General features: G+C 59.5%; 18 protein-coding genes and 1 tRNA gene. 11 read left to right on the plus strand and 8 right to left on the minus strand.

Annotated elements, in window-relative coordinates:
• Positions 1–60: 60 nt before the first annotated feature.
• Entirely contained in the window at positions 61–1,245 is a 1,185-nt protein-coding gene (locus IPN92_02800) for a hypothetical protein (protein ID MBK8637247.1), read from the minus strand.
• Between the two features lie 198 nt (positions 1,246–1,443).
• Here IPN92_02800 and nth point away from each other — a divergent pair, with 198 nt between their 5' ends.
• Positions 1,444–2,097, plus strand: coding sequence for an endonuclease III (gene nth / locus IPN92_02805; protein MBK8637248.1), 654 nt, complete (start codon positions 1,444–1,446; stop codon positions 2,095–2,097).
• A gap of 130 nt (positions 2,098–2,227) precedes the next feature.
• Positions 2,228–2,303, plus strand: a tRNA-Arg gene (locus tag IPN92_02810).
• 27 nt (positions 2,304–2,330) lie between these two features.
• On the opposite strand, the gene IPN92_02815 is transcribed toward IPN92_02810, so the two are convergent.
• On the minus strand, positions 2,331–2,585 hold the full coding sequence (locus tag IPN92_02815; GenBank protein MBK8637249.1) for a hypothetical protein: 255 nt from the start codon (positions 2,583–2,585) through the stop codon (positions 2,331–2,333).
• 25 nt (positions 2,586–2,610) lie between these two features.
• Here IPN92_02815 and IPN92_02820 point away from each other — a divergent pair, with 25 nt between their 5' ends.
• On the plus strand, positions 2,611–3,957 hold the full coding sequence (locus tag IPN92_02820) for a GPP34 family phosphoprotein (GenBank protein MBK8637250.1): 1,347 nt from the start codon (positions 2,611–2,613) through the stop codon (positions 3,955–3,957).
• A 175-nt stretch (positions 3,958–4,132) separates the two neighbouring features.
• On the opposite strand, the gene IPN92_02825 is transcribed toward IPN92_02820, so the two are convergent.
• From IPN92_02825 to IPN92_02835, 3 genes are all read right to left on the minus strand, one after another.
• Positions 4,133–4,672 carry a chromate transporter gene (locus IPN92_02825; GenBank protein ID MBK8637251.1) on the minus strand — a complete coding sequence of 180 codons (540 nt, stop codon included), beginning with the start codon at positions 4,670–4,672 and terminating at the stop codon, positions 4,133–4,135.
• Positions 4,673–4,676: 4 nt separating this feature from the next.
• A complete protein-coding gene (locus tag IPN92_02830; protein ID MBK8637252.1) occupies positions 4,677–5,231 on the minus strand; it encodes a chromate transporter in 555 nt (184 codons plus the stop codon).
• A gap of 200 nt (positions 5,232–5,431) precedes the next feature.
• Positions 5,432–6,607, minus strand: a complete 1,176-nt coding sequence (locus IPN92_02835) for a porin (GenBank protein ID MBK8637253.1) — start codon at positions 6,605–6,607, stop codon at positions 5,432–5,434.
• Positions 6,608–6,722: 115 nt separating this feature from the next.
• Here IPN92_02835 and gshB point away from each other — a divergent pair, with 115 nt between their 5' ends.
• The 8 genes from gshB (at position 6,723) to IPN92_02875 (ending at position 14,733) form a co-directional block, all read left to right on the plus strand.
• Positions 6,723–7,676 (plus strand): glutathione synthase, encoded by a 954-nt coding sequence (gene gshB, locus IPN92_02840; protein MBK8637254.1) that lies wholly within the window; start codon positions 6,723–6,725, stop codon positions 7,674–7,676.
• A 19-nt stretch (positions 7,677–7,695) separates the two neighbouring features.
• Positions 7,696–8,817 (plus strand): FAD:protein FMN transferase, encoded by a 1,122-nt coding sequence (locus IPN92_02845; protein MBK8637255.1) that lies wholly within the window; start codon positions 7,696–7,698, stop codon positions 8,815–8,817.
• Between the two features lie 380 nt (positions 8,818–9,197).
• Positions 9,198–9,842, plus strand: a complete 645-nt coding sequence (locus tag IPN92_02850) for an energy transducer TonB (protein ID MBK8637256.1) — start codon at positions 9,198–9,200, stop codon at positions 9,840–9,842.
• Between the two features lie 62 nt (positions 9,843–9,904).
• A complete protein-coding gene (ubiE, locus tag IPN92_02855) occupies positions 9,905–10,654 on the plus strand; it encodes a bifunctional demethylmenaquinone methyltransferase/2-methoxy-6-polyprenyl-1,4-benzoquinol methylase UbiE (GenBank protein MBK8637257.1) in 750 nt (249 codons plus the stop codon).
• Positions 10,651–11,313 (plus strand): SCP2 sterol-binding domain-containing protein, encoded by a 663-nt coding sequence (locus IPN92_02860; GenBank protein ID MBK8637258.1) that lies wholly within the window; start codon positions 10,651–10,653, stop codon positions 11,311–11,313. The genes ubiE and IPN92_02860 overlap by 4 nt, the downstream gene beginning before the upstream one ends.
• Positions 11,310–12,959, plus strand: coding sequence for a ubiquinone biosynthesis regulatory protein kinase UbiB (gene ubiB / locus IPN92_02865; GenBank protein MBK8637259.1), 1,650 nt, complete (start codon positions 11,310–11,312; stop codon positions 12,957–12,959). Before IPN92_02860 ends, ubiB begins: the two co-directional genes overlap by 4 nt.
• A gap of 159 nt (positions 12,960–13,118) precedes the next feature.
• Positions 13,119–13,973 carry an ABC transporter permease gene (locus tag IPN92_02870; protein MBK8637260.1) on the plus strand — a complete coding sequence of 285 codons (855 nt, stop codon included), beginning with the start codon at positions 13,119–13,121 and terminating at the stop codon, positions 13,971–13,973.
• A gap of 10 nt (positions 13,974–13,983) precedes the next feature.
• Positions 13,984–14,733, plus strand: coding sequence for an ABC transporter ATP-binding protein (locus IPN92_02875; protein MBK8637261.1), 750 nt, complete (start codon positions 13,984–13,986; stop codon positions 14,731–14,733).
• 86 nt (positions 14,734–14,819) lie between these two features.
• Here the strand turns inward: IPN92_02875 and IPN92_02880 are convergent, their stop codons facing one another.
• From IPN92_02880 to IPN92_02890, 3 genes are read right to left on the minus strand one after another with little or no spacing between them, the layout of a single operon-like run.
• Complete coding sequence (locus IPN92_02880) at positions 14,820–15,875, minus strand: NAD-dependent epimerase/dehydratase family protein (GenBank protein MBK8637262.1); 1,056 nt, start codon at positions 15,873–15,875, stop codon at positions 14,820–14,822.
• Positions 15,872–16,780: a glycosyltransferase family 2 protein gene (locus IPN92_02885; protein ID MBK8637263.1), complete on the minus strand. Its 909-nt coding sequence runs from the start codon at positions 16,778–16,780 to the stop codon at positions 15,872–15,874. Before IPN92_02885 ends, IPN92_02880 begins: the two co-directional genes overlap by 4 nt.
• A 43-nt stretch (positions 16,781–16,823) precedes the next feature.
• Positions 16,824–19,916, minus strand: a complete 3,093-nt coding sequence (locus IPN92_02890; protein MBK8637264.1) for a glycosyltransferase — start codon at positions 19,914–19,916, stop codon at positions 16,824–16,826.
• Positions 19,917–19,987 lie beyond the last annotated feature (71 nt).

The following is a 19,987-nucleotide window of genomic DNA, read 5'->3' on the forward strand; positions in this document are numbered from 1 at the left end:
GGGGATACGTGCCCGCGAACCTTGATCAAGCCTGTCCGGGTGGGCTGGGGCATCCCCGGCTCAGACCTGGCTGGAGCCCTGGTTGGCCGGCCAGTCGGCGGTGGCGATGCCATCGCCTAAATCGGCCGCGATCAGGCGTTCGCGGACCGTCAGGAGCCTCTCCAGCAGGCGTGGCTCGAAGGTGGCGTAGGCGGCGGCGTCCGGCACCCGCCGCACCACCACGCCCAGGAGTTCCGTGATGGCATTGCCGATGGAATTCTGACTGATGGTGACCAGCAGTTTGCCGGTGTCGTTGCGATAGATGAGCTGCTTGAAAGCCGGTTGCCAGCGAATGGAGTTGGCGTAGGCGGGTTCCCGGATGCAGCGTTCCCGCACCCGGCGGGCCGTGCCCAGGAAGTCGTTGTCGAACAGCAGCACCCGATCCACGGCCTCCGGATAGTGCAGGTCATCCAGACGGGGGGCGTTGCGGCTGGAGACCTGGGAGAAGAAGGTGCGGTAGAAATCCAGAAAACCCTCCAGGATGGCGTCGTACTCCCGCCAGAAGCGGATGTCCTTGAGGGCCTCGACCCCACCCCGGATCTCCCAGCAGGGCAGGCCTTCCGGGTAGCCGGTCAGGGTCAGTTGGGACTCGTCGCTGTGAATCGTCTTGAGGATGTGAAGATCCAGGGCCTCCGCGAAGAAACGGCGATAGACGTGGCGCATATGGGCCTGGAAGAGGCTGTTCTGGCCACCGTCGGTGAGGTTCGGATTGGCCGGGTCCGCCAGGGGCGCCTGGCGCAACTGCTCCATGGGGAAAACGATAAAGTGGTTGTGCAGCATACGAATGCTGGGCACCCCCGGCGAGGTCAGGGGCCAGGTGGCGTCCAGACTCGCCTCCCCCGCCAGTACCAGGGCCTCCGCCGGGTCCGTATAGGTCTCCAGCATGTAGGTGAGCAGGATCTGGTTCATCCGGTTCCAGGCATGCTTGACCGCCGCCGGCACCTGGGTCCGCCGCACCGGCCGGCCCAGGGGGTTGAGGATGGTCTGGGAGCTGTTGTAAATGATGGAACAGTCGAACTCGCAGGAGTGCCCCAGGGCCTTGCGGTAGAGCAGCAGGTGCTCCGGACTTACCAGCAAGCCGTTATTGTTGACCAGGTCGTTAAGGTTCTCCGTGCTGTTGAAGAACTCGTTCGGCTTCATCCCCTCTGGTACCTCCAGCGGAATGGGCCGGAAGGGCGTGACGATCTCGCGGGGACCTATGGTCATGGATGAAAACTCCTGGGTGACTGGTGGCGGCATGCCGGGCGGGATTCTATGCCGGATGGGGCGGGTGAACGAGAGCGCCGAGCGCGAAAATGGCTGAATGGCTTGCCCAGACCCGCTCGGCCTGCCCGGTAAAGCCCTTGCCAAGATCCTGTCGGACCTCTTGGCAGCAGACCCGGGGCCCTCTATTCTGCTGCCATCATGAACAGCCTGAAGCGTCGCCTCATCTTCGAGCGCCTCCGCTTGGAGAACCCCTCCCCTCGGACGGAGTTGGTCTATGCCTCCACCTTCGAGCTGTTAATCGCCGTCATCCTCTCCGCCCAGGCTACGGACAGGGCGGTCAACAAGGCGACCGCCAGCCTTTTCCCCCTGGCTAACACACCGCAAGCCCTATTAGACCTGGGCGAAGAGGGGCTCAAGGCCCATATCCGTACCCTGGGTCTCTTCAACGCCAAGGCTTCCAACATTATCAAAACCTGCGCCATGCTGGTCGAGCGGCATGGGGGGAAGGTGCCCCGGGATCGCGCCGCCCTGGAGGCCCTGCCCGGGGTAGGACGAAAGACGGCCAACGTCATCCTCAATACCGCTTTCGGCGAACCCACCCTGGGGGTGGACACTCACATCCTGCGCCTGGCTAATCGTACCGGCCTCGCCCCCGGCAAGACCCCCCTGGAGGTCGAACGCCGGCTCATGCGCGCCATCCCCCGGGAATTTCTCCAGGATGCTCATCACTGGCTGATTCTGCATGGTCGCTATGTCTGCGTCGCCCGCAAGCCCCGCTGCGGGGAATGCATCATCCGCGAATGGTGTGAATTCAGCCCCAAGACCCCGGCCGTCGCGGGCAAGGGAGGCTAATCCGGGCCCCGGAGCGGCAAAGCATGAGAAAAGGTGGGCGACCCATGGACGGCATGGGCCAAAACGGCTATCCTTTTGGCCTGCAAATCCGGTCATTCCTTACTAAGGCATGGCTTTTGCGAATCTTCAAGCGCCTGTAGCTCAGTGGATAGAGTACTGCCCTCCGAAGGCAGGGGTCGCACGTTCGAATCGTGTCAGGCGCGCCAAATTCAAAAATTTCATCAGTAACTTACCTAGTAGGGCATTCCAGCCTTGGTCACCGCTCGAGCCGCGAGGGTGAATTTCTGACGTGAAATCTTGTTCCCTTCCGAGCGCTTATCCAGGGCGGTGATGTTGTCCGCCAGATCGGCATGGCGGAGAAGGGCATGGACCTTGGCCGTGACCCTGACATCCCCTCGCTGAGCAGCGCTGCGCATGTCCAAGGTCAAACCCTCCCGCGCCGCCTTCTCCTGGTCTTGATAACGGCTCCAGGTGGCGCAACCCTCCATCTCTTCTGATATTCCCTATACCACCATGAAAAAAGATAAATCCAGCCAACCTGAACCGCAAACGGATTTCGGTATCGCTGAATCCTTTCTACTGTTGAGCTTCGAATGGCCCGTAGTGACCGATCCCTTAATCGCTTGGTCGGATGCGGACTTTGGACTCGCGGGCGCCATTCTTATGGACTTGTCCATGGCCGGCAAGGTGGACAGCGACCTCAAGAACCTGATAATTCTTGATCTATCTCCCGTAGCTAATCCGGCACAGAACATCGCGCTGCGCCTTCTCGGTCAGTTGGGACAGACCGTGAGCATGGATATCGCGCTTAATGCCCTCGCCAACCGCGTTGGCGATATCCGGGCAGCGTGTCTTGTCGGCCTCGCGGCCCGGAATATTCAACTGACAACCTCCAGCAAACTCAATTGGGGCTTTCGCCAATCGGCCATCAATAAGCTGCGGGTACCCGAGGAGGTGGCGAGCTTGCGTACCTCGCTTGCGGGCCTCATTGATTCCGATGAATTGCCACTCCCGGAGCAGGCGGCGATTATTTCGTTATTGTGTGCCTGCGATATCGTTGGCCCGGTTCTGGGCGGTCGATCCTATCAACACTGGCTCCTGGCGAATGCCCCGCGTATCGAGTCCATTCGCAGGATGGATCTGGTTGGACATGCGGTCGTTACTGCCGTTGCCGCCATGCGCCTCCGCTTGCGTACCTACCTGCTGGATGCCGTCGAACAAAAGCCGCAGGCACCCCTTGATAATGCCAACAAGAGCACCGCCCCGGCCACCGATTACACACGCAACTCCAGCACTTGGGAATGGCGAGCTTTCTGGCCAGAAGGCGAGACCGTGGAATTACCCGCATCCTGGGCCAGTTTTAATAATAATAGTGAAATCGCCGAGGAGGAAAACGAAGACCATTACCTGTTTGTCCACGGCAAAAAGGACAACATAAAAATCAGAGGGAAGGGGCTGAAGATTAAGCCGGTACTGGAGGCCTTCGATGAATTTATCGCTTTCGGCCCGAGCGCCAAGTTCCGCTTTCCTGAAAAACCCCTTTTGCTTGCCGCTTTCCTCCCCCGCCTCTACGAGGTGCGGCGTAAGATACGCGGCATTGACGAGCTGCTGCAGATCATGTCGGTGACGGGTTACCAGCCGAGCATTATTAGTGTTTCAAAAAAGAGACAGGGTAGCAGTATGATGTTTGGAGTCCAGATAGAATTTGCCCGTATCCAGGTTAATGGCCGGATTTATCATTCCATCAGTTTGGAAAGTCCATACCTCACGGCCTTGCGTATCCTGGCGCGCAATCTATCGGTGGGGAGTGGTCAGGTCGCTGGATACAGCGACTTTCTTGAGCGTGTTATCCGCTCATAAGGACCCTAATACTATACTCCCGCCGAGATCGCTTGCTCGCTAAGCGATCTCGGTCTTTGGCGGAGAGTAGCCCGCGATCCTTTTATTCAGTCACTTCCCGGAGTCAACAAATCGGCTTGAGGGCGGTAATCCTGTTCTTTTGCAAAGCTGTCAATTCTTACGATCGCACCCCTTCTCACACTAAACCTGGTTGCCAGTACATAATGGCTGCGCCAAGAAAACCAAGGCCCAGAATTACATAAACGGGATTGATTCGCGTGTAGAAGATACCCAGGAATGCTGTCATTGCGATTGCGATGGTCAAGGGTCCATTCAGTGCCGATTTTCCCACGGCATAGACCCCGGAACACATCAGGCCGATCGAAATAGGCTCCAGGGCATTCTGCACCGCGCGCCGCCAAGGCGTCTCGCCGATATAATGCCAGAAGCGTCCAATCCAAAAACAGAGCACGCTCGAGGGCATGAAAAAAGCTAGTCCAACCACGACGGCACCCAGTGCGCCAGCAATCTTAATACCGAAGATCGTCACCATTGTCATATTGGGTCCCGGGGCCAGTTGCCCGACACTGTATATCTCCAAAAAGCGCTCCGGGCCGATCTGAAATTGAGTTTGCAGGACCTCCTGCATTTCATGCAGGACGGCCGTACCACCGCCCACTGCCAGCAGTGAGAGCATGCCAAAGGTCAAGGCGAGATGAATAAGTGTTGAAACCATGTGCTTAACTCTTTGGATGGAAAAGGATGAGGGCGATGGGGACCATGATGAGCAGCACCATGACCAAGGATAAGCTCAAAATGCTCATCAAATAAAAGGACGCAATGACGACCAGTAGGGATTTGAAATGGTTGAACTGCTTTCTGCCAAGACGGTAGGTGATGGCGGAAAGTAATCCCGTGGCTGCCGCCCCAACGCAAGCCAGCACCATATTTGCCAGAGGCTGATCGGAGTTGCCCAAATAGAGGGTGCCCATCACCAGGACAAAAGCAATGCCTGGAATGAGCAGCCCTACTGCCGCCAAAATAGCACCGAGCACCCCACGGAGCTTATCACCCGTTAGAACGGCTATATTGACCGCATTGAGTCCCGGCATGGTCTGACTGATGGCAAGACACGCCATGAACTCGTCATCATTCAGCCAGCGCCGTTTCTCCGTCAGAAGAATTTTCTGGTAGGCAACGATGCCGCCCCCAAAACTGATGGCACCGATCAGTAGAAATTCGTAAAAAATTTCCCATAGACTGGGGTTGGCAGGTTGATCAGCAATCTCATTCATTACAACAGGGGTTCCTGGTCGGTGGTAGGTGGTTGAATCTTCATGGTGAGGCCCTCGGTGGCCGGTATGGTATGGAAGGCTGGGGAATTCAAATAACCGCGGGCCACTTTATTGCATCACTAAAGGGATTATGCAACCATTTTGATTGGGGGGATATCGAGCTGGGGCATGGCTCTTCCTCCATTAGGAAATTGCCTTAATCAAAACGCATGAGAAAGGCCTAACTGCACCCCGCGCCAATCCAGGGCATCACTGCTCCCCCCGGTCACTGGGTTGATGAGAGCGTCGGCCTGGTTATCCGAGTAAACCAGGTAGGCCTTGGTGTGCTTGGTAAAGTTATAATCTCCCCCGAGCGCCCAGGTTTCGAAGCCAAAATCATCCTCGGCATAAAGATCGCAACAGAAGGAGGTCAGGATTTTATAGTCACCGCTTTGCTGATTGCCACCCACCGTAGCCTTGAGCAGGATGTTACCAAACGCATAGCCGGCCTGTAACTGCCATAAATCGGCGCTATTATCATTCCCCCAGAAGGCATGGTCCCAATGCTCGAATATCAATGTCAGGGTCATGCCCCTCCAATCCAGTAGTCCCAGACCAAGGCGCAATTTGTCCCAATCCTTCTGAATTTCCGGGTCGGATGGATCGGCCAGGTCCGCGCCCTGTCTTTCCCAAGCGAGACTGGCATACAAGGGTCCCCGCGTGTAGATCAAAGCCAGGGAGTAGGCCTCGGCCAGACTGTCGGAGTCGACATTGCTTATCCCATCCAACGTGGCCCCGCCACCCGCAATCAGGGCGGCGGAAAACTGGACCCCGGCAAGATTTGGGCTGGCGTAAAAGAGACTGTTATCCATGCGGAGGTTTTGGAAACCGGTGGTGCTGGCGGAATCACCGAGGGTATTGGTGAAGAGGTCCAGGGGTGAGGTCGAGGACTTGAAAGGGGTATCCAGGCGACCCGCCAACAGGCTCCCCCAGGGACCGGCCAGCCCCACGAAGGTATTGCGCATCGTCAAGGTCTCGCTGCTACCCAGGTTGAAAGCGTTGTTGTTGCTATCCGACAGGCTGAATCCGAATTCGAGCTGGTAGACGACCCTGAACTCCGGCCCCAGGTCACCGGAGCCCTTGAGGCCGAGGCGGTTGGCGGGGCCACGGGGGGTGGTGATGAAGGGATTGCCCCGCCACGGCCGACCGGCCCGGTTGTTGCTGAGGGCGTAGCCCACGAACCCCTGTTCCTGTTCCCGGTCCAGGTAATTAATGGCCACATTCAATTTGCCATAAAAATTCGCCCCGGCATGAGCCCCTGATGGCCCAGCCAAGGCGATAACAGAGGCCAGTAAGATCGTTAGCTTGCCTAAGAGGTGCCGCACCGGTATTTTCATGGTTCCGAACAATACCGAATCTCCAAGCCCGGTGTCATCCTGGGCCGGGTGACAAAGGCCTCACCCACTCTTCATCGATCCAACGGCGCCTCCCGGCCTGCGCTAAGATGCGGGTATGAAACACGAGATCGGCATCGTCATGGATCCCATCGGGGCCATCAAGATCGCGAAGGACAGCAGCTTTGCTATGTTGCTGGCCGGGCAACGCCGTGGCTGGCGTCTCCAGTATCTGACCCTGGACGATCTCTCGCTGCGGGGCCAGCGCGCTTGGGGCCGGATGCGGGAGCTGGTGGTGACGGACGACCCCTCTGGCTGGTATCAGGTGGTAGGGGAGGCCTTCCGGCCCCTCAATGAGCTGGACTTGATCCTGATGCGCAAGGACCCGCCCTTCGACACCGAATTTCTCTACTCCACCCTCATCCTCGAACAGGCCCAGCGCCAGGGTGTCCTGGTGGTCAATGCCCCCCAGGCCTTGCGCGACGCCAACGAAAAGCTTTTTGCCCTGGAATTCCCCACCTGCTGTCCGCCGAGCCTGGTGACCCGGAGCCAGGCGGACATCCGCGCCTTCCTTGAGGAGCAGGGGGATCTGATCCTCAAGCCCCTCGGCGGCATGGGTGGCTTCTCCATCTTCCGGGTTCGGCGCCAGGACCCCAACCTGGCGGTCATCGCCGAGACCCTGACCGCCAACGGGACCCGTTACTGCCTGGCCCAGCGCTTCATCCCCGAGATCAGCCAGGGCGACAAACGCATCCTCATGATAGCCGGCGAAGCCGTGCCCTACGCCCTGGCCCGCATCCCCAAACCCGGCGAGACGCGCGGTAATCTGGCCGCCGGCGGTCGGGGAGAGGGCCGCCCCCTGAGCGACCGTGACCGCTGGATCGTCGCCCAAGTGGGGCCCGAACTCCTGCGCCGCGGCATCTACTTCGCCGGCCTGGACGTAATCGGCGACTGGCTGACCGAGATCAACGTCACCAGCCCCACCTGCATCCGTGAACTGGATGCCCAGTTCGGTCTGGATATTGCCGGCGATCTCCTGGACAGGCTGGCGGAGCGGCTCCTTGCCCCCTGAGCCCCGACCGGAACGCCTGATGCGGGCTTCGCCTGGCTCTGGACGCCACGTCCGCCAGGCGGGTGCTGTCCGGCTGCTGGTCTGGATCGCCGCCCTCCTCTTGCTGCTACCCCTGGCGGGCTGCCGGGACGAAAGCCCCGTTTATAACTTCCACTTCAACGCCTTCCAGGGCCCGGTGGATCTGGCTATCGTCGGGGTCAAGCGCCAGGAGGCGGAGCTGGCCTCCCGTCTTATCGAAGAGGACTTTGCGTCCATGTGGCAGTCCTGGGCTGCCCCGGGCGCGGCCCCACTGGCCCGCGTCAACGACCTGCTCCCCGGCGGCAAGCCCTTCGCCGCCCCGCCCTGCATCCTGCCCCTGGTGCTCAAGAGTCAGGAACTGGCGACGGCGAGCGGCCACCTCTTCAACCCCGCCATCGGCAAATTGATCGACCTCTGGGGCTTTCAGGCGGGGGAGCCGGAGCGGCGGCGCGTCCCGCCGGATAAAGCCAGGATCGATGCCCTGGTGAAGGCCGGACCCAGGATGGACGACATTCTGATTGACGGCATCCAGCTTCAGGGCGGGAAGCCCAGCGTCAAACTCGATTTTGGCTTTATGGACAAGGGCTACGCCATCGACCAGGCCGTCGATCAGTTGCGCGAGCTGGGCATCCACAACGCCATCGTCAAGGTTGGCGGTGATCTGCGCGCCATCGGTACCCGTGGCGGCCAGCCCTGGCCCGTGGCCCTGCGCAATCCCATCGGTGGGGGCGTTCTCGCCATCCTCCAGGTCGCGGGCGATGAGAGCGTCTTCACCGCGGGTGATTACAAACTCAATTTCACCCACAAGGGCAAGACCTACCACCATGTCATCGACCCCCGCACCGGCTGGCCGGCCGAGGGGGCCCGTCTGGTCACCCTCATCCACGACGACGCCACCCGCGCCGAGGCCGCCGCCACTGCCTTGATGATCGCCGGCCCCGAGCTCTGGCATCAGACCGCCGTGGCCATGGGCGTCCGCTCCGTCCTGATCATCGATCCAGGTGGCCGTATCCACCTGGACCCCTCCATGGCCGAGCGGATTGAACTCCTTGACCGCAATGCCGAGATCATCCCGGTCCCGCCCCTGGGTACGGGCGATGCCTGGAAGCTGCCGGGGTCATGAGCGCGGCGACAGCGCCGGCCTGGCCGCCACGGAGCGCCATACCCCTGGGTTCCTGGCCACCTCATGCCCGGGTCGAGCCCTTTTGGCCCGCCCTGCTGGCGGCGCTCGCCCTGCATGGCCTACTCATTTACGCCTTGGGCTTCCAGGCAACGGAGCCCCCCCGCGCCCCTGGCCGCACCCTGGAGGTGCTGGTCCTGCGCCAGCCAGAGGCGGCTCGCCCCCCACCCCCGGATGCCGAGGCCCTCGCCCAGGGGAACCGGGAGGCCAGCGGCACCGCCAGCGAGACGGCCGCCACGGATCGCCGCCCCAGCGAGCGGCGCGCCGAGCCGAGCGACCTGCCCGCCACGGCCGTCGAATCTGATCTGGCTCCCCCGCCGGTCATGCCCGAGTCCGGTATCCCCGAGCCGCCGCTCACGGAGGGGATTCCCGCCCCCCTGGCCGATACGGCCCCCTTGACGGCCACTTTGCCCGAGCCGATGCCCATCGCGCCCGATCCCGCGCCCAACCTGGCGCGACCGGCCCAGCAGGACCAGCCACCCGCCCCCCAACCCACCCCGGCCCCGCTCCCCCCGCCTTCCGTCGCCGACCTCCTGGCGAGTCGCGGCCAGGAGATCGCCAAACTTAATGCCAAGATCGAGGAAGACACCGCCGCTTATGCCAGCCGGCCGCGCCGCAAGGCCATCAGCGCCAGCACCCAGGAATACAAATACGCCAGCTATCTGGAGGCCTGGCGCCGCAAGGTGGAGTCCATCGGCAATCTCAACTACCCGGAGGAGGCCAAACGCCGCCAGCTCTACGGCAATCTCATCCTGCGGGTCGCCCTGCGGGCCGACGGCACCCTGGAAGAGGTCCGGGTGCTGCGCTCCTCCGGTTCCGATGTCCTCGACCAGGCCGCCGTGCGCATCGTCAACCTCGCCGCCCCCTATGCCCCCTTCCCCCCCGATATCCGGAAGGAGACCGATTTCCTCGACATCACCCGCACCTGGCAATTCCTGAGCAACAACCGCTTCGGCGAGAAGAAGTAGGTCCCAAGGGGCGCCGGGCTGTCATGGTAGAATCTCCGCAAAGTTCACCCGAGGCCCCGCCCATGTCCGACGACAAGACCACCCACTTTGGCTATAAGCAGGTTCCGGTCGAGGAAAAATCGAGCCATGTGCGCGCGGTGTTCGACTCCGTCGCCTCGCGCTATGACCTCATGAACGACCTCATGTCCCTCGGCATCCATCGCCTGTGGAAGCGCTACACCATTGAACTGGCCGGGGTCAGGCGCGGCCAGCGGGTGCTCGATCTGGCGGGGGGCACCGGTGATCTGGCCAGCCGCTTCGCCCGGATCACCGGGTCCGAGGGCCAGGTGGTGCTGACGGACATCAACGCCGCCATGCTGACCACGGGCCGCGACCGGCTCCTGGACCAGGGCCTGACGGGCAATCTGCTGTTCTGTCAGGTCAATGCCGAGACCCAGCCCTTCCCCGACAACCACTTCGACTGCGTCACCATCGGCTTCGGCCTGCGTAACGTGACCCACAAGCAGAAGGCCCTGGCGGAGATGTGCCGGGTACTCAAGCCCGGCGGGCGCGCCCTGGTCTTGGAATTCTCCCACCCGACCAGTCAGACCCTCTCCAAGGTCTATGACCTTTACACCTTCACCATGCTGCCGATCCTGGGGCGCCTGATCACCAATGACGCCGACAGCTATCGCTACCTGGCGGAGTCCATCCGCATGCACCCGGATCAGGAGACCCTGCGCGGCATGATGCTGGAGGCCGGTTTCGAGCGCTGTGAATACTTCAATCTCACCGGCGGCGTCGTCGCCATCCATCGGGGTTTCAAGCTGTGAGCCAGTCTCCGCTCCCGGACGCCGCCCTGGCCGTCCTTGAGAAAGCCATCAATCAGTACCTGGCCCTGGACCCCGAGGCCGCCGGTCACCTGGCACCCCTGGAGGGCTACATCATCGCCTTCGAGTTCAAAGGCTTTGGCAGCCGCCTCTACTTCATCCCGGGTCCAGAGGGTTTCCAGATTTTTGGCGACTACGACGCCGAGCCGGACTGCCTGCTGCGCGGCACGCCCCTGGCCCTGGCGCGCCTGGGGATAAGCGGTCGCAAGGAGGATGCCCTCTTTTCCGGTCAGGTCGAGATCGAGGGCGACGCGGCCCTCGCCCAGCGCTTTGGCGACTGCATGGCCGGCCTGGAGATCGATTGGGAAGAGCAGTTGTCGCGCCTCACCGGCGACTCGGTGGCCCACGCCGTCGGCAGGCGGCTGCGCGCCGCTGGCCGCTGGGGTCAAAGCTCTCTGGATATCCTCGGGCAGGATCTCAAGGAATACCTCCAGGAGGAGGGCCGCCTGCTGCCCACCCGCTATGAGTTGGATCAATTCCTCGCCGCCGTGGACCGGCTGCGGGATGACGGGGAGCGCCTCGCCGCGCGGGTCGAGCGGCTGCGCCAGCGCATCCCCTCCGGCGCCGGGGCACCCCCCACCGCGGACCAGCCGCCGTGCTGATCCAGTTGTCGCGGCTGTGGCGTCTGATTAACATCAGCCTGGTGCTGGTGCGCCACGGCCTCGACGAGGTCCTGCTCGCCACCCACCTCTTCCGCCCCGTCTATTTCCTGTCCTACCTCTCCCCCTGGTATTGGTACAGGCGCACCCACCCCAAGCCTTATCCGGTGCGCATCCGCGAGGCCCTGATCGAGTTGGGGCCCATCTTCGTCAAGTTTGGCCAGATCCTCTCCACCCGGCGCGATCTGCTCCCGGACGACCTGGCCGACGAACTGGCCAAGCTCCAGGACCAGGTGCCGCCCTTCCCGGGGACCCAGGCCCGCGCCATTATCGAAAAGTCCTGGGGCAAGCCCATCGAGGCGGTCCTGGACGGCTTCGACGAACAGCCCCTGGCCTCCGCCTCCATTGCCCAGGTCCACATCGCCCGTCTCAAGGATGGCCGCGAGGTGGTGGTCAAGGTGGTGCGTCCCGGCATTGAGCGCATCATCCGGCGTGACCTCGGTCTCCTCCTGACCCTGGCGGAGCTGGCCCACCGTTACTGGAAGGACGGTCGCCGCCTGCGGCCGGTGGAGGTGGTGAAGGATTACCAGAAGACCATCCTCGACGAGCTGGACCTGCAGCGCGAGGCGGCCAACGCCAGCCAGTTGCGCAAGAACTTCCTGGGCAGCAGCCTGCTCTATGTCCCCGAGGTCCACTGGGACCTCTGCAACCCCAGCGTCATGGTCATGGAGCGGATCCATGGTACCCCGGTCGGGGAGGTGGAGCGGCTCAAGGCTCAGGGCGTGAGTATGAAGCTCCTGGGTGAGCGCGGCGTCGAGATCTTCTTCACCCAGGTCTTTCAGCACAACTTCTTCCATGCCGACATGCACCCCGGCAACATTTTCGTGGAGCCCAGCGGGCGCTATATCGCCGTGGATTTTGGCATCGTCGGTACCCTGACCAGCGAGGACCAGCGTTACCTGGCCGAGAACCTGCTCGCCTTCTTCCACCACGACTACCGGCGCGTCGCCGAGCTACACATCTTATCCGGCTGGGTCCCGGCCCATACCCGGGTGGATGAGTTTGAGTCGGCCATCCGCACTGTCTGCGAACCTATCTTCGGCAAGCCTCTGGCGCAGATCTCCTTCGGCTATTTTCTGCTGCACCTCTTCCAGACCGCCCGGCGCTTCGACATGGAGGTTCAGCCCCAACTTGTTCTGCTGCAGAAGACCCTGCTCAACATCGAGGGCCTGGGCCGTCAGCTCTACCCCGAACTGGACCTCTGGACCACCGCCAAGCCCTTCATGGAAAAGTGGATGAAGGACCAGATCGGTCCCCGCGCCCTCTGGGCCAGGCTCAAGCGAAATTTGGGTCCCTATTCAGAGGGCATCCCAGAACTCCCCCTACTCGCCTATCGCGTCCTCCAGGGCCTGGATCGCCAAAGCCTTTCCATTCGCTGGCGCTCAGATGAACTCGACCGCCTGCGCAACGAAATCCGTGCCCACCATGCCCGCGTTCAGGCCCTCCTCGCCGGTACCGCCCTCATCGCCTGCGGCACCCTGCTGCTGGTTTTCGGTACTGGCCCCCTACTAACCATCGCCGTCACCCAGGCCCTGGCCATTGGGTTGATTGCGGCGGGGGGGCTGTGGTTGATGGGGCGATGGCGCTAGCCAGGTGTGCGACTTTATCTTCCATTTCTCTGGATGCTCATCCATTCGGCTATTTAAAATTACAGGGTATCCTCAAGGCAAAGGCTAGATGTACTGGCCGTAAAGTTATCTTGCGTGTATGCTAAACACAAGTTAGATTTTCCTTCTTAGTGATTCCTCATGGAACCCTCTTCCGTATCCTCACCGGCCGTAGGACTATTTGCGCAGTTAGCCCTAGGCATTACCCAACGGAATTTTCACAAAGCGAAGACAGACATTGTCCAGGGATGGAAGCGCAAGTCGCTATGGGGAACCATGGGACTACAGGAAATACGTCAGCGATATCGCCGCTCCAAGATCGGCCCCTTCTGGTTGACCCTCTCCATGGGAATCATGGTGATGGCGCTAGGGACGCTATATGGGACTATATTCGGCCAGGAACTCTCCGACTATCTCCCCTATCTCTCGGCTGGTTTTGTAATTTGGGGTTTGCTTGCTGGTGTAATTCTGGATGGGGTTGGTGGCTTCATCCAAAGTGAAGGTTTAATCAAGCAATTACCCGCGCCGCTTTCCATCCATATATATCGGGTTGCTTGGACCAATCTGATAATTTTTGCTCACAATATTGTAATCTTCCTTCTGGTTTCCCTCTGGTATGGAAAGTATCCAAGCTGGACTCTCCTGCTGGTGCCTCCCGCCATTTTGGTCATACTGCTCAATGGTGTCTGGATTGGACTTCTGTTCGGATTGCTGAGCGCGCGATTTAGGGATATCCCCCAGATTGTTGGCAGTGTCGTTCAAGTCATGTTTTTCATAACCCCAGTCATCTGGAAGATGGAGATGTTGCCTGGGCGGGCTTTATTACTGGACCTCAACCCCTTTTATTATTTGGTAGAGATAGTGCGTGCCCCTTTGATGGGAAACTTGCCGTCTTTGCAGGTCATCCTTGGCGCAGTCCTCATTACGATTATGGGTTGGGTCATCGCGATGCTCTTTTATACGGCTCTGCGTTGGCGGTTGCCGTATTGGGTTTAGGAGTTTAGCCGTGGCATCGATTGAGCTAAAAAACGTCTCCGTCATTTTTCCCATTTATGATTCGAGTATGCGATCCCTGAAAAATCGAATAATTCCATCAAGTTTGGGTGGAAGAATCGGTTCCGGGGGTGGTAGGGACTCTGTTGTGGAGGCACTTTCGGATGTTACTCTGAAATTTGAACATGGCGACCGGGTTGGCCTTGTAGGACATAATGGTGCCGGGAAAACAACCCTGCTACGGGTATTAGCCGGCCTTTATGAACCTTGCTCGGGTGAAGCTAAGATCGAGGGACATATTGCCCCTCTGTTTGATATCTTTCTAGGCATGGATCCGGAAGCTACCGGATATGACAACATACTGTTGCGTGGTCTCTTTCTAGGCATGACCCGTAAACAGGCAACGGAGAGGATGGAAGATATTGCCGCATTCACCGAACTTGGGGAATTTTTAAATCTCCCAATGCGGACCTATTCCGCTGGTATGCGTATGCGTCTGGCATTTGCCGTGTCTACATCCATTAAGCCCGATATCCTCCTGCTTGATGAAGGCATTGGGGCTGGCGATGCCGCCTTCCTGGAAAAGGCGGAAATGCGGCTTAAGGAATTTACCGAGCAGGCGGGAATTATCGTACTGGCGTCCCATTCCAACGGATTGATATTGAAGATGTGTAAAACCGCTATTCTCATGAATCGCGGCCAGGTTGTGGCGGTGGGCGCCGTGGAAGAAATCCTCGAGCGCTATAGCAAAAAAGGGGATTAGCTTATCAAGCCATTGGGTAAAGTGGTGCGCTAGGCGAGCATCACTTCGCCGGGCTACAATTCCATTGTGATTTGACAAGGCTCAAGTCAGTCCATCATGCATGTCCGACTCTGGCGATAGTCCCGCGCCATGACGGCAATTTCTTGCTTCAGCTTGTGCTCGGGTAGGAAGTCTAACTCTCGGCGAAGCTTATCCGAAGCGAACCAGGCATTGCCAGTCAGCTTTTCTAGGCCTGCAAGTGTCAGAGGCATGGCACGTCCGGTGATTTTTTCACCGAGGCTGCCCGTCATAGCCGCAACCCTCAGCATCCACACAGGTAAGGCCCAACGAGGGATAGACATCCCAAGGGCGAGCCGGGTCTGTTCATAGACCCAGCGAGTGGAATAGGTATCGCCATCGGTGACCAGAAATATTTGCCCGGCTGCCCGAGGATGCCAGGCGGTGAGTAGGGCGGCGCGGACCGCGTCCTCCACATGAATGGCCGATCGGCGATTGTCGATGCGCGGCCAGGGAGGGAAGCGGTGGCGGGCCACGGCTTCAATCAGGCGGGCGATATTCCCTTGCCTCCCGAGTCCATAAACCATCGGGAGACGTAGCACGCAGACATGGATCCCAGTTTCCCTGCCTGCCGCGAGCACTCGCCGCTCGGCCTCCAATTTCGCCCGCCCATAGAGGGTGTCGGGAGCCGGGGGCCATGTCTCGTCCGCCGGCTGGCTGCCTGCAGCAGCGGTATCGCCCATCGCTTTGACACTGCTAAGATAAACCAGACGGCGGACGCCCCTGGCCAGCGCGGCATCCACTAGGTTGCGGGTGCCCTCGGCGCTGACGGTCCAATGATCGGGGGCAGCGTAGATATTGGCCTCAGCCGCTGTTGGAGAATAGCTGGCGAGGTGAAAGACGACCTCTATGCCGAGGAGGGCGGCTGCCACACTCGCTGGCTCCCCTAAATCGCCTGAACGGTAGTCTATCCGGGCGGTAGGCCAAAGTGTTCGCGCCCGTTCGGGGGTACGAGTCAGGACGGCAACCCGGGCCCCGGCTTCCACTAAGGCCTGAACCAGATGGCGCCCGACCTTGCCGGTTGCCCCAGTGACCAGCACGGACACATGCAGGAACGTTGTGGTAGCCGTGTTGATCTCACTCATCTCCGGCCTCCTAAAGCCCAAAGCCGATGCCACCCCTGGGCAAGGAGAAAGATACCGAAGTGAACCCAGATCCCGAGCAGGACGAATAGGCTGAAGGGCAGAGGGAAGTCCTGAAACTGAAATTTGCGAAAGAAGCGTGCCATGCCCTTGTGCTTGTACCATTCCACTGCCAACGGCAACTTCAGGCTGCAAGCCCCCTGGTGGTGGCGGGCCTCGGCCCCAGGCACCAGGTAAATATGCCAGCCGGCACGGCGAAAACGCACAAACCAGTCCAGGTCTTCACAATGGAGAAAATAGCCATTGTCCAGGGGGCCGACCTCGGCCAGCGCCTGACGCCGCACTAACATCAGCGAGCCGGAGATGGCCTCCACGGTCTCCGGGGACTCAGGTAAGGGTTGATCGTTGAGATTGAGGCGCTTACCAACCGTAAAATTGGGCCAGAGTCGGTCTAAGTGCAGAAATCGCACCAGTCCTACCCAGGGGTCCGGGATACGGCGTCGGGATGCTTTTTGCTCACTACCGTCGGGGTTGCGGACAATACAACCCACCATGCCAGCCTGCGGCGTGGCCGCCATGAAGTCGAGCAGCCGGGGCAGAGTCTCACGGCCGACGATGCAATCGGGATTCAGAAAGAGGAGATAGGGTGCTTGTGCCCAGGGCAAGACCCGGTTGTGGCCAGCGGCGAACCCCAGATTGGCTTGGTTGCGCTGGATGCGCAGGCGTGGGTCGCCACCATAATGGGCCTCCAAGGTCTTCAGGCTGGCATCCAGTGAGCCGTTGTCACTGACAAGGACCTCAAGTGGCAGGGGCGAGTCTAATAAGGCTCCTACCGCTTCACTCAGCAGATCGCCGGCGTTGTAGTTGACGATAAGAACACTCAGGATGGGTGCCTCAATATGATTCATCCGCGTGGGCATGAGGTGCTCCCTGGGGGCTAACAAGTAGTCGTCACTCCATCCCCCTGGATCTCCTGGATTTCCACTGTTTAGTGATGTGGATTTGTGGTTGACCATCGGCTTCTCTTAGACTTGTCTGGGTTTCTGGGTCCTGCAAGATGCTCAATTGGCCACGCCATCCGTCGACAGCGCCCAGCAACATGGATTGTAAATTCTTCCATCGCGGCCCAAGAATCAGGCTGAACATGAAAAATTTCAACAATGCCCGTGGCATGTCCTGCGATTTCCATGCTAGGGGTATATAGCTTCTCCGGTAGAGAGCGATGCGATTGCGCATCATGTAATACTGGCGCGAGGAGGCATGAAGATAAATAGTCAGATTTCGATGGAATAACTTGAAGCGAATCAATCTATCTCCCAACGGATGATAAAGATGTGCCGTGGGGACTCCGAAACAGCGGAACCCCTGGCTGCGGGCGCGAAAGCTCCATTCCATATCCACATTGTCAATAAACAGAGCCTCTTCCCAATTACCGATCGTTTGAAAGCGGGACATAGAGGTCAAAAAACCAGAGGCAATAAGAAAATCACAAAGAATCCAGGGTTGGTAAGGATACGGTAAAAAGTGCTGCACCCCCCAAAGATGAAAGCGAACGAAAGAGGTAATGACACCATCGCGGCTATCCACCACGCAGGGGCCGACTGCGGCGGGAGACGCGCCCGACGCCTCGAGGCGATCGAATGCCGAACGCAGGTGAGTCACGGAACCTGCATCGGGAAGGCTATCTTGATCGAAGAAGATCACGTAGGCGTAATGCTGTTTCGCGGCAAAATTCACGCCCATGTTTTGAGCAGCCGCAAGACCAATATTCGCTCCGACTTCGATAATACACAAGCGTTCGGACGCCTGTATCTCAACCACTAATGGCGAACCATTATTGACGAGAATTACGCCATCACACTGATTTAGGCATTCCCTGACCAAGGCCTTCAGATGATCAATATCTGGCTGATAGGCGACGATTACCGCACAGATCTGGCCTTGAGTTGTAGAATCAACAAGGTGATCATCCACCAGTTCCACCAGTTCCACTAGGGCCCGACGCGCGGAATCGAAGCCAAAGTGTTCCTCCATCACGGCCAGACCATTCGATGATAGCAACTCCCATAGGTCGGGGTCCCTATAAAGCCGCAGCACGGCCGTAGCAAATTCGCTAGACTCATTTGCCACCAACACCGAGCGTCCGTCCTCAAGGAACATACCCTCCACGGCCTGGCTTGTCCCCACCACAGGCAAGCCATGGGCAAGGCTTTGATTGACCTTTCCCTTGACGCCAGCACCATAGCGCAGGGGGGCAACGCTGAGGCGACACCCGTCGAAATAGGGTGTCACATCGGGCACATGACCGAGGACGCGGAGAGACGGGGATGCTAGATCTCTCACCTCCACGGGCGGATCGGCGCCGATGACGAAAAAATGAATCTCAGGCTCTTGGGTGAGGATCAAAGGCAGGATTTCGCGGCTGAACCAAATTACGGCATCCTTATTTGGAGGATGAGAAAAAGAGCCAATAAAAAAGATGTCGCACCGATCAGCATAGCCATAGCGGCGGCCGGGAAGGCGGTGGATATTCGAAAGGATGCGAACATCCGCCCCCGGGGCCTCCCGGGCCAATAGCTCCTGTTCAACCGCGCTGACCACTAGGGTGGCATCGGCTTTGGCGATAAGCCCCAACTCCTCACGCCGGCGCCTTTCTGCCAAGGCCTTCGTGCGCGGATCGCCTGTCAAATCCGCCAGCCGGCACTCACGCAGAAAGTGCAGATCAACCGTGTCGAAGACCAGCCGCGCCCTAGAACAATGTCGTCGGGCCGCGCCTATGATCTTGGTGGCAGCATCGGCACGGCTAAGGATGACCAGATCGTACTCGGCCCCGCGTACCTTCAAGTGGCGGGAGATGGACTTGACGTAGGGTTGGTAAAGGACTTCCACACCCTGTCGTTGCAGGTTGGCCACATAGGGCTCCGGGGCCTCCAGGTTGGTGGCGGCAAAGGTTACCTTGAAACCCAGTTCCCTCAGCAGGGCGAAGAGATTCACCAGACGCAGGGAGCCGGATTCCCGGTCTGGCGTAGGGACATAAACGTCGACCACAAAGGCCCGTCGATGCACCCCCCGCTCCTTTTGCCGCTCCAGGTCCTTGTCGCGCTCGCCATGACTACTCAGCACTCCGCGCCAACGATCGAAAAACTTGTACTGGTTGATGTCCTGAATGCGCTTCATGTCGGTTAAGACCCCGGGGTCCCTTCCAACGCTTACGTCCTCGCAATATAGCACCCGCGACCAAGGCTGGTAGTAGACCCGGAAGCCTGCGTCCCGAACCCGGAAGGCCAGGTCCGTATCCTCGTAACAGGCTGGGGAATATCGTAAATCGAATCCACCAAGCCGCTCGAACAAGTCACGTTCGATCGCGAGCGACGCACCGGAGACATAGTCAGGCTCCCGCAGGTAGCTATACTCAGGCCGATAAGGGTCATCTAGCTGACCGTAGCTCAAGGCGGAGCCGTCACGAAAAATGATTCCACCCGCCTCTTTTTGACGCCCGTCTGGGAAAATCAACCGGCTGCCCACCAAACCCGCCCGTGGCACACTGTCGAAGGTGTCCAACAAGGCATCTAGCCAACCTGACTGGACCTGGATATTATTGTTCAAAAATACCAAATACTCACCCTTGGCCTTGGCCGCTCCCAGGTTACAGGAGTGGAGAAGGCCCAGATATCCCCCGTTACTGATAACGTAAAGGTTGCCGTAACTCTTAAGGCGTTCCGCCGTGGTCCCCTCCGGGTCATCATCGATCACGATGACCTCAAAGGAAGCTTTATCCGTAGATGCGCACAACGCAGCCAGGCAATGATGGGTTTGGGAAAATTTTCGACAGCAGGGAATGATCAGGGATGCCCGTGGCCGTTCCCCGCAAACTGGGAGGACTAGGGGAGCAAAAGGTTCAACGACTTGGATAAGCTTAGGAGGCAGGGGGCGGAAAACTTGCACCCGCAGGCGCCGGCGAATCTTTTTCATCAGAACATCCAGTCCCTCGGTACGGAGGACATGGATTGCGCGCGAGGTAAAGCGAGGTATCGGGTTGGTCATTCGAGCCGGCAGGTATCAGGCTTCATTCAAGGTGAAATGTAAAGGCCATCGCATGGACAGGGTACGGTCTC

It is taken from the genome of Chromatiaceae bacterium, from assembly GCA_016714645.1.
In the GTDB taxonomy this organism is placed as follows: domain Bacteria; phylum Pseudomonadota; class Gammaproteobacteria; order Chromatiales; family Chromatiaceae; genus M0108.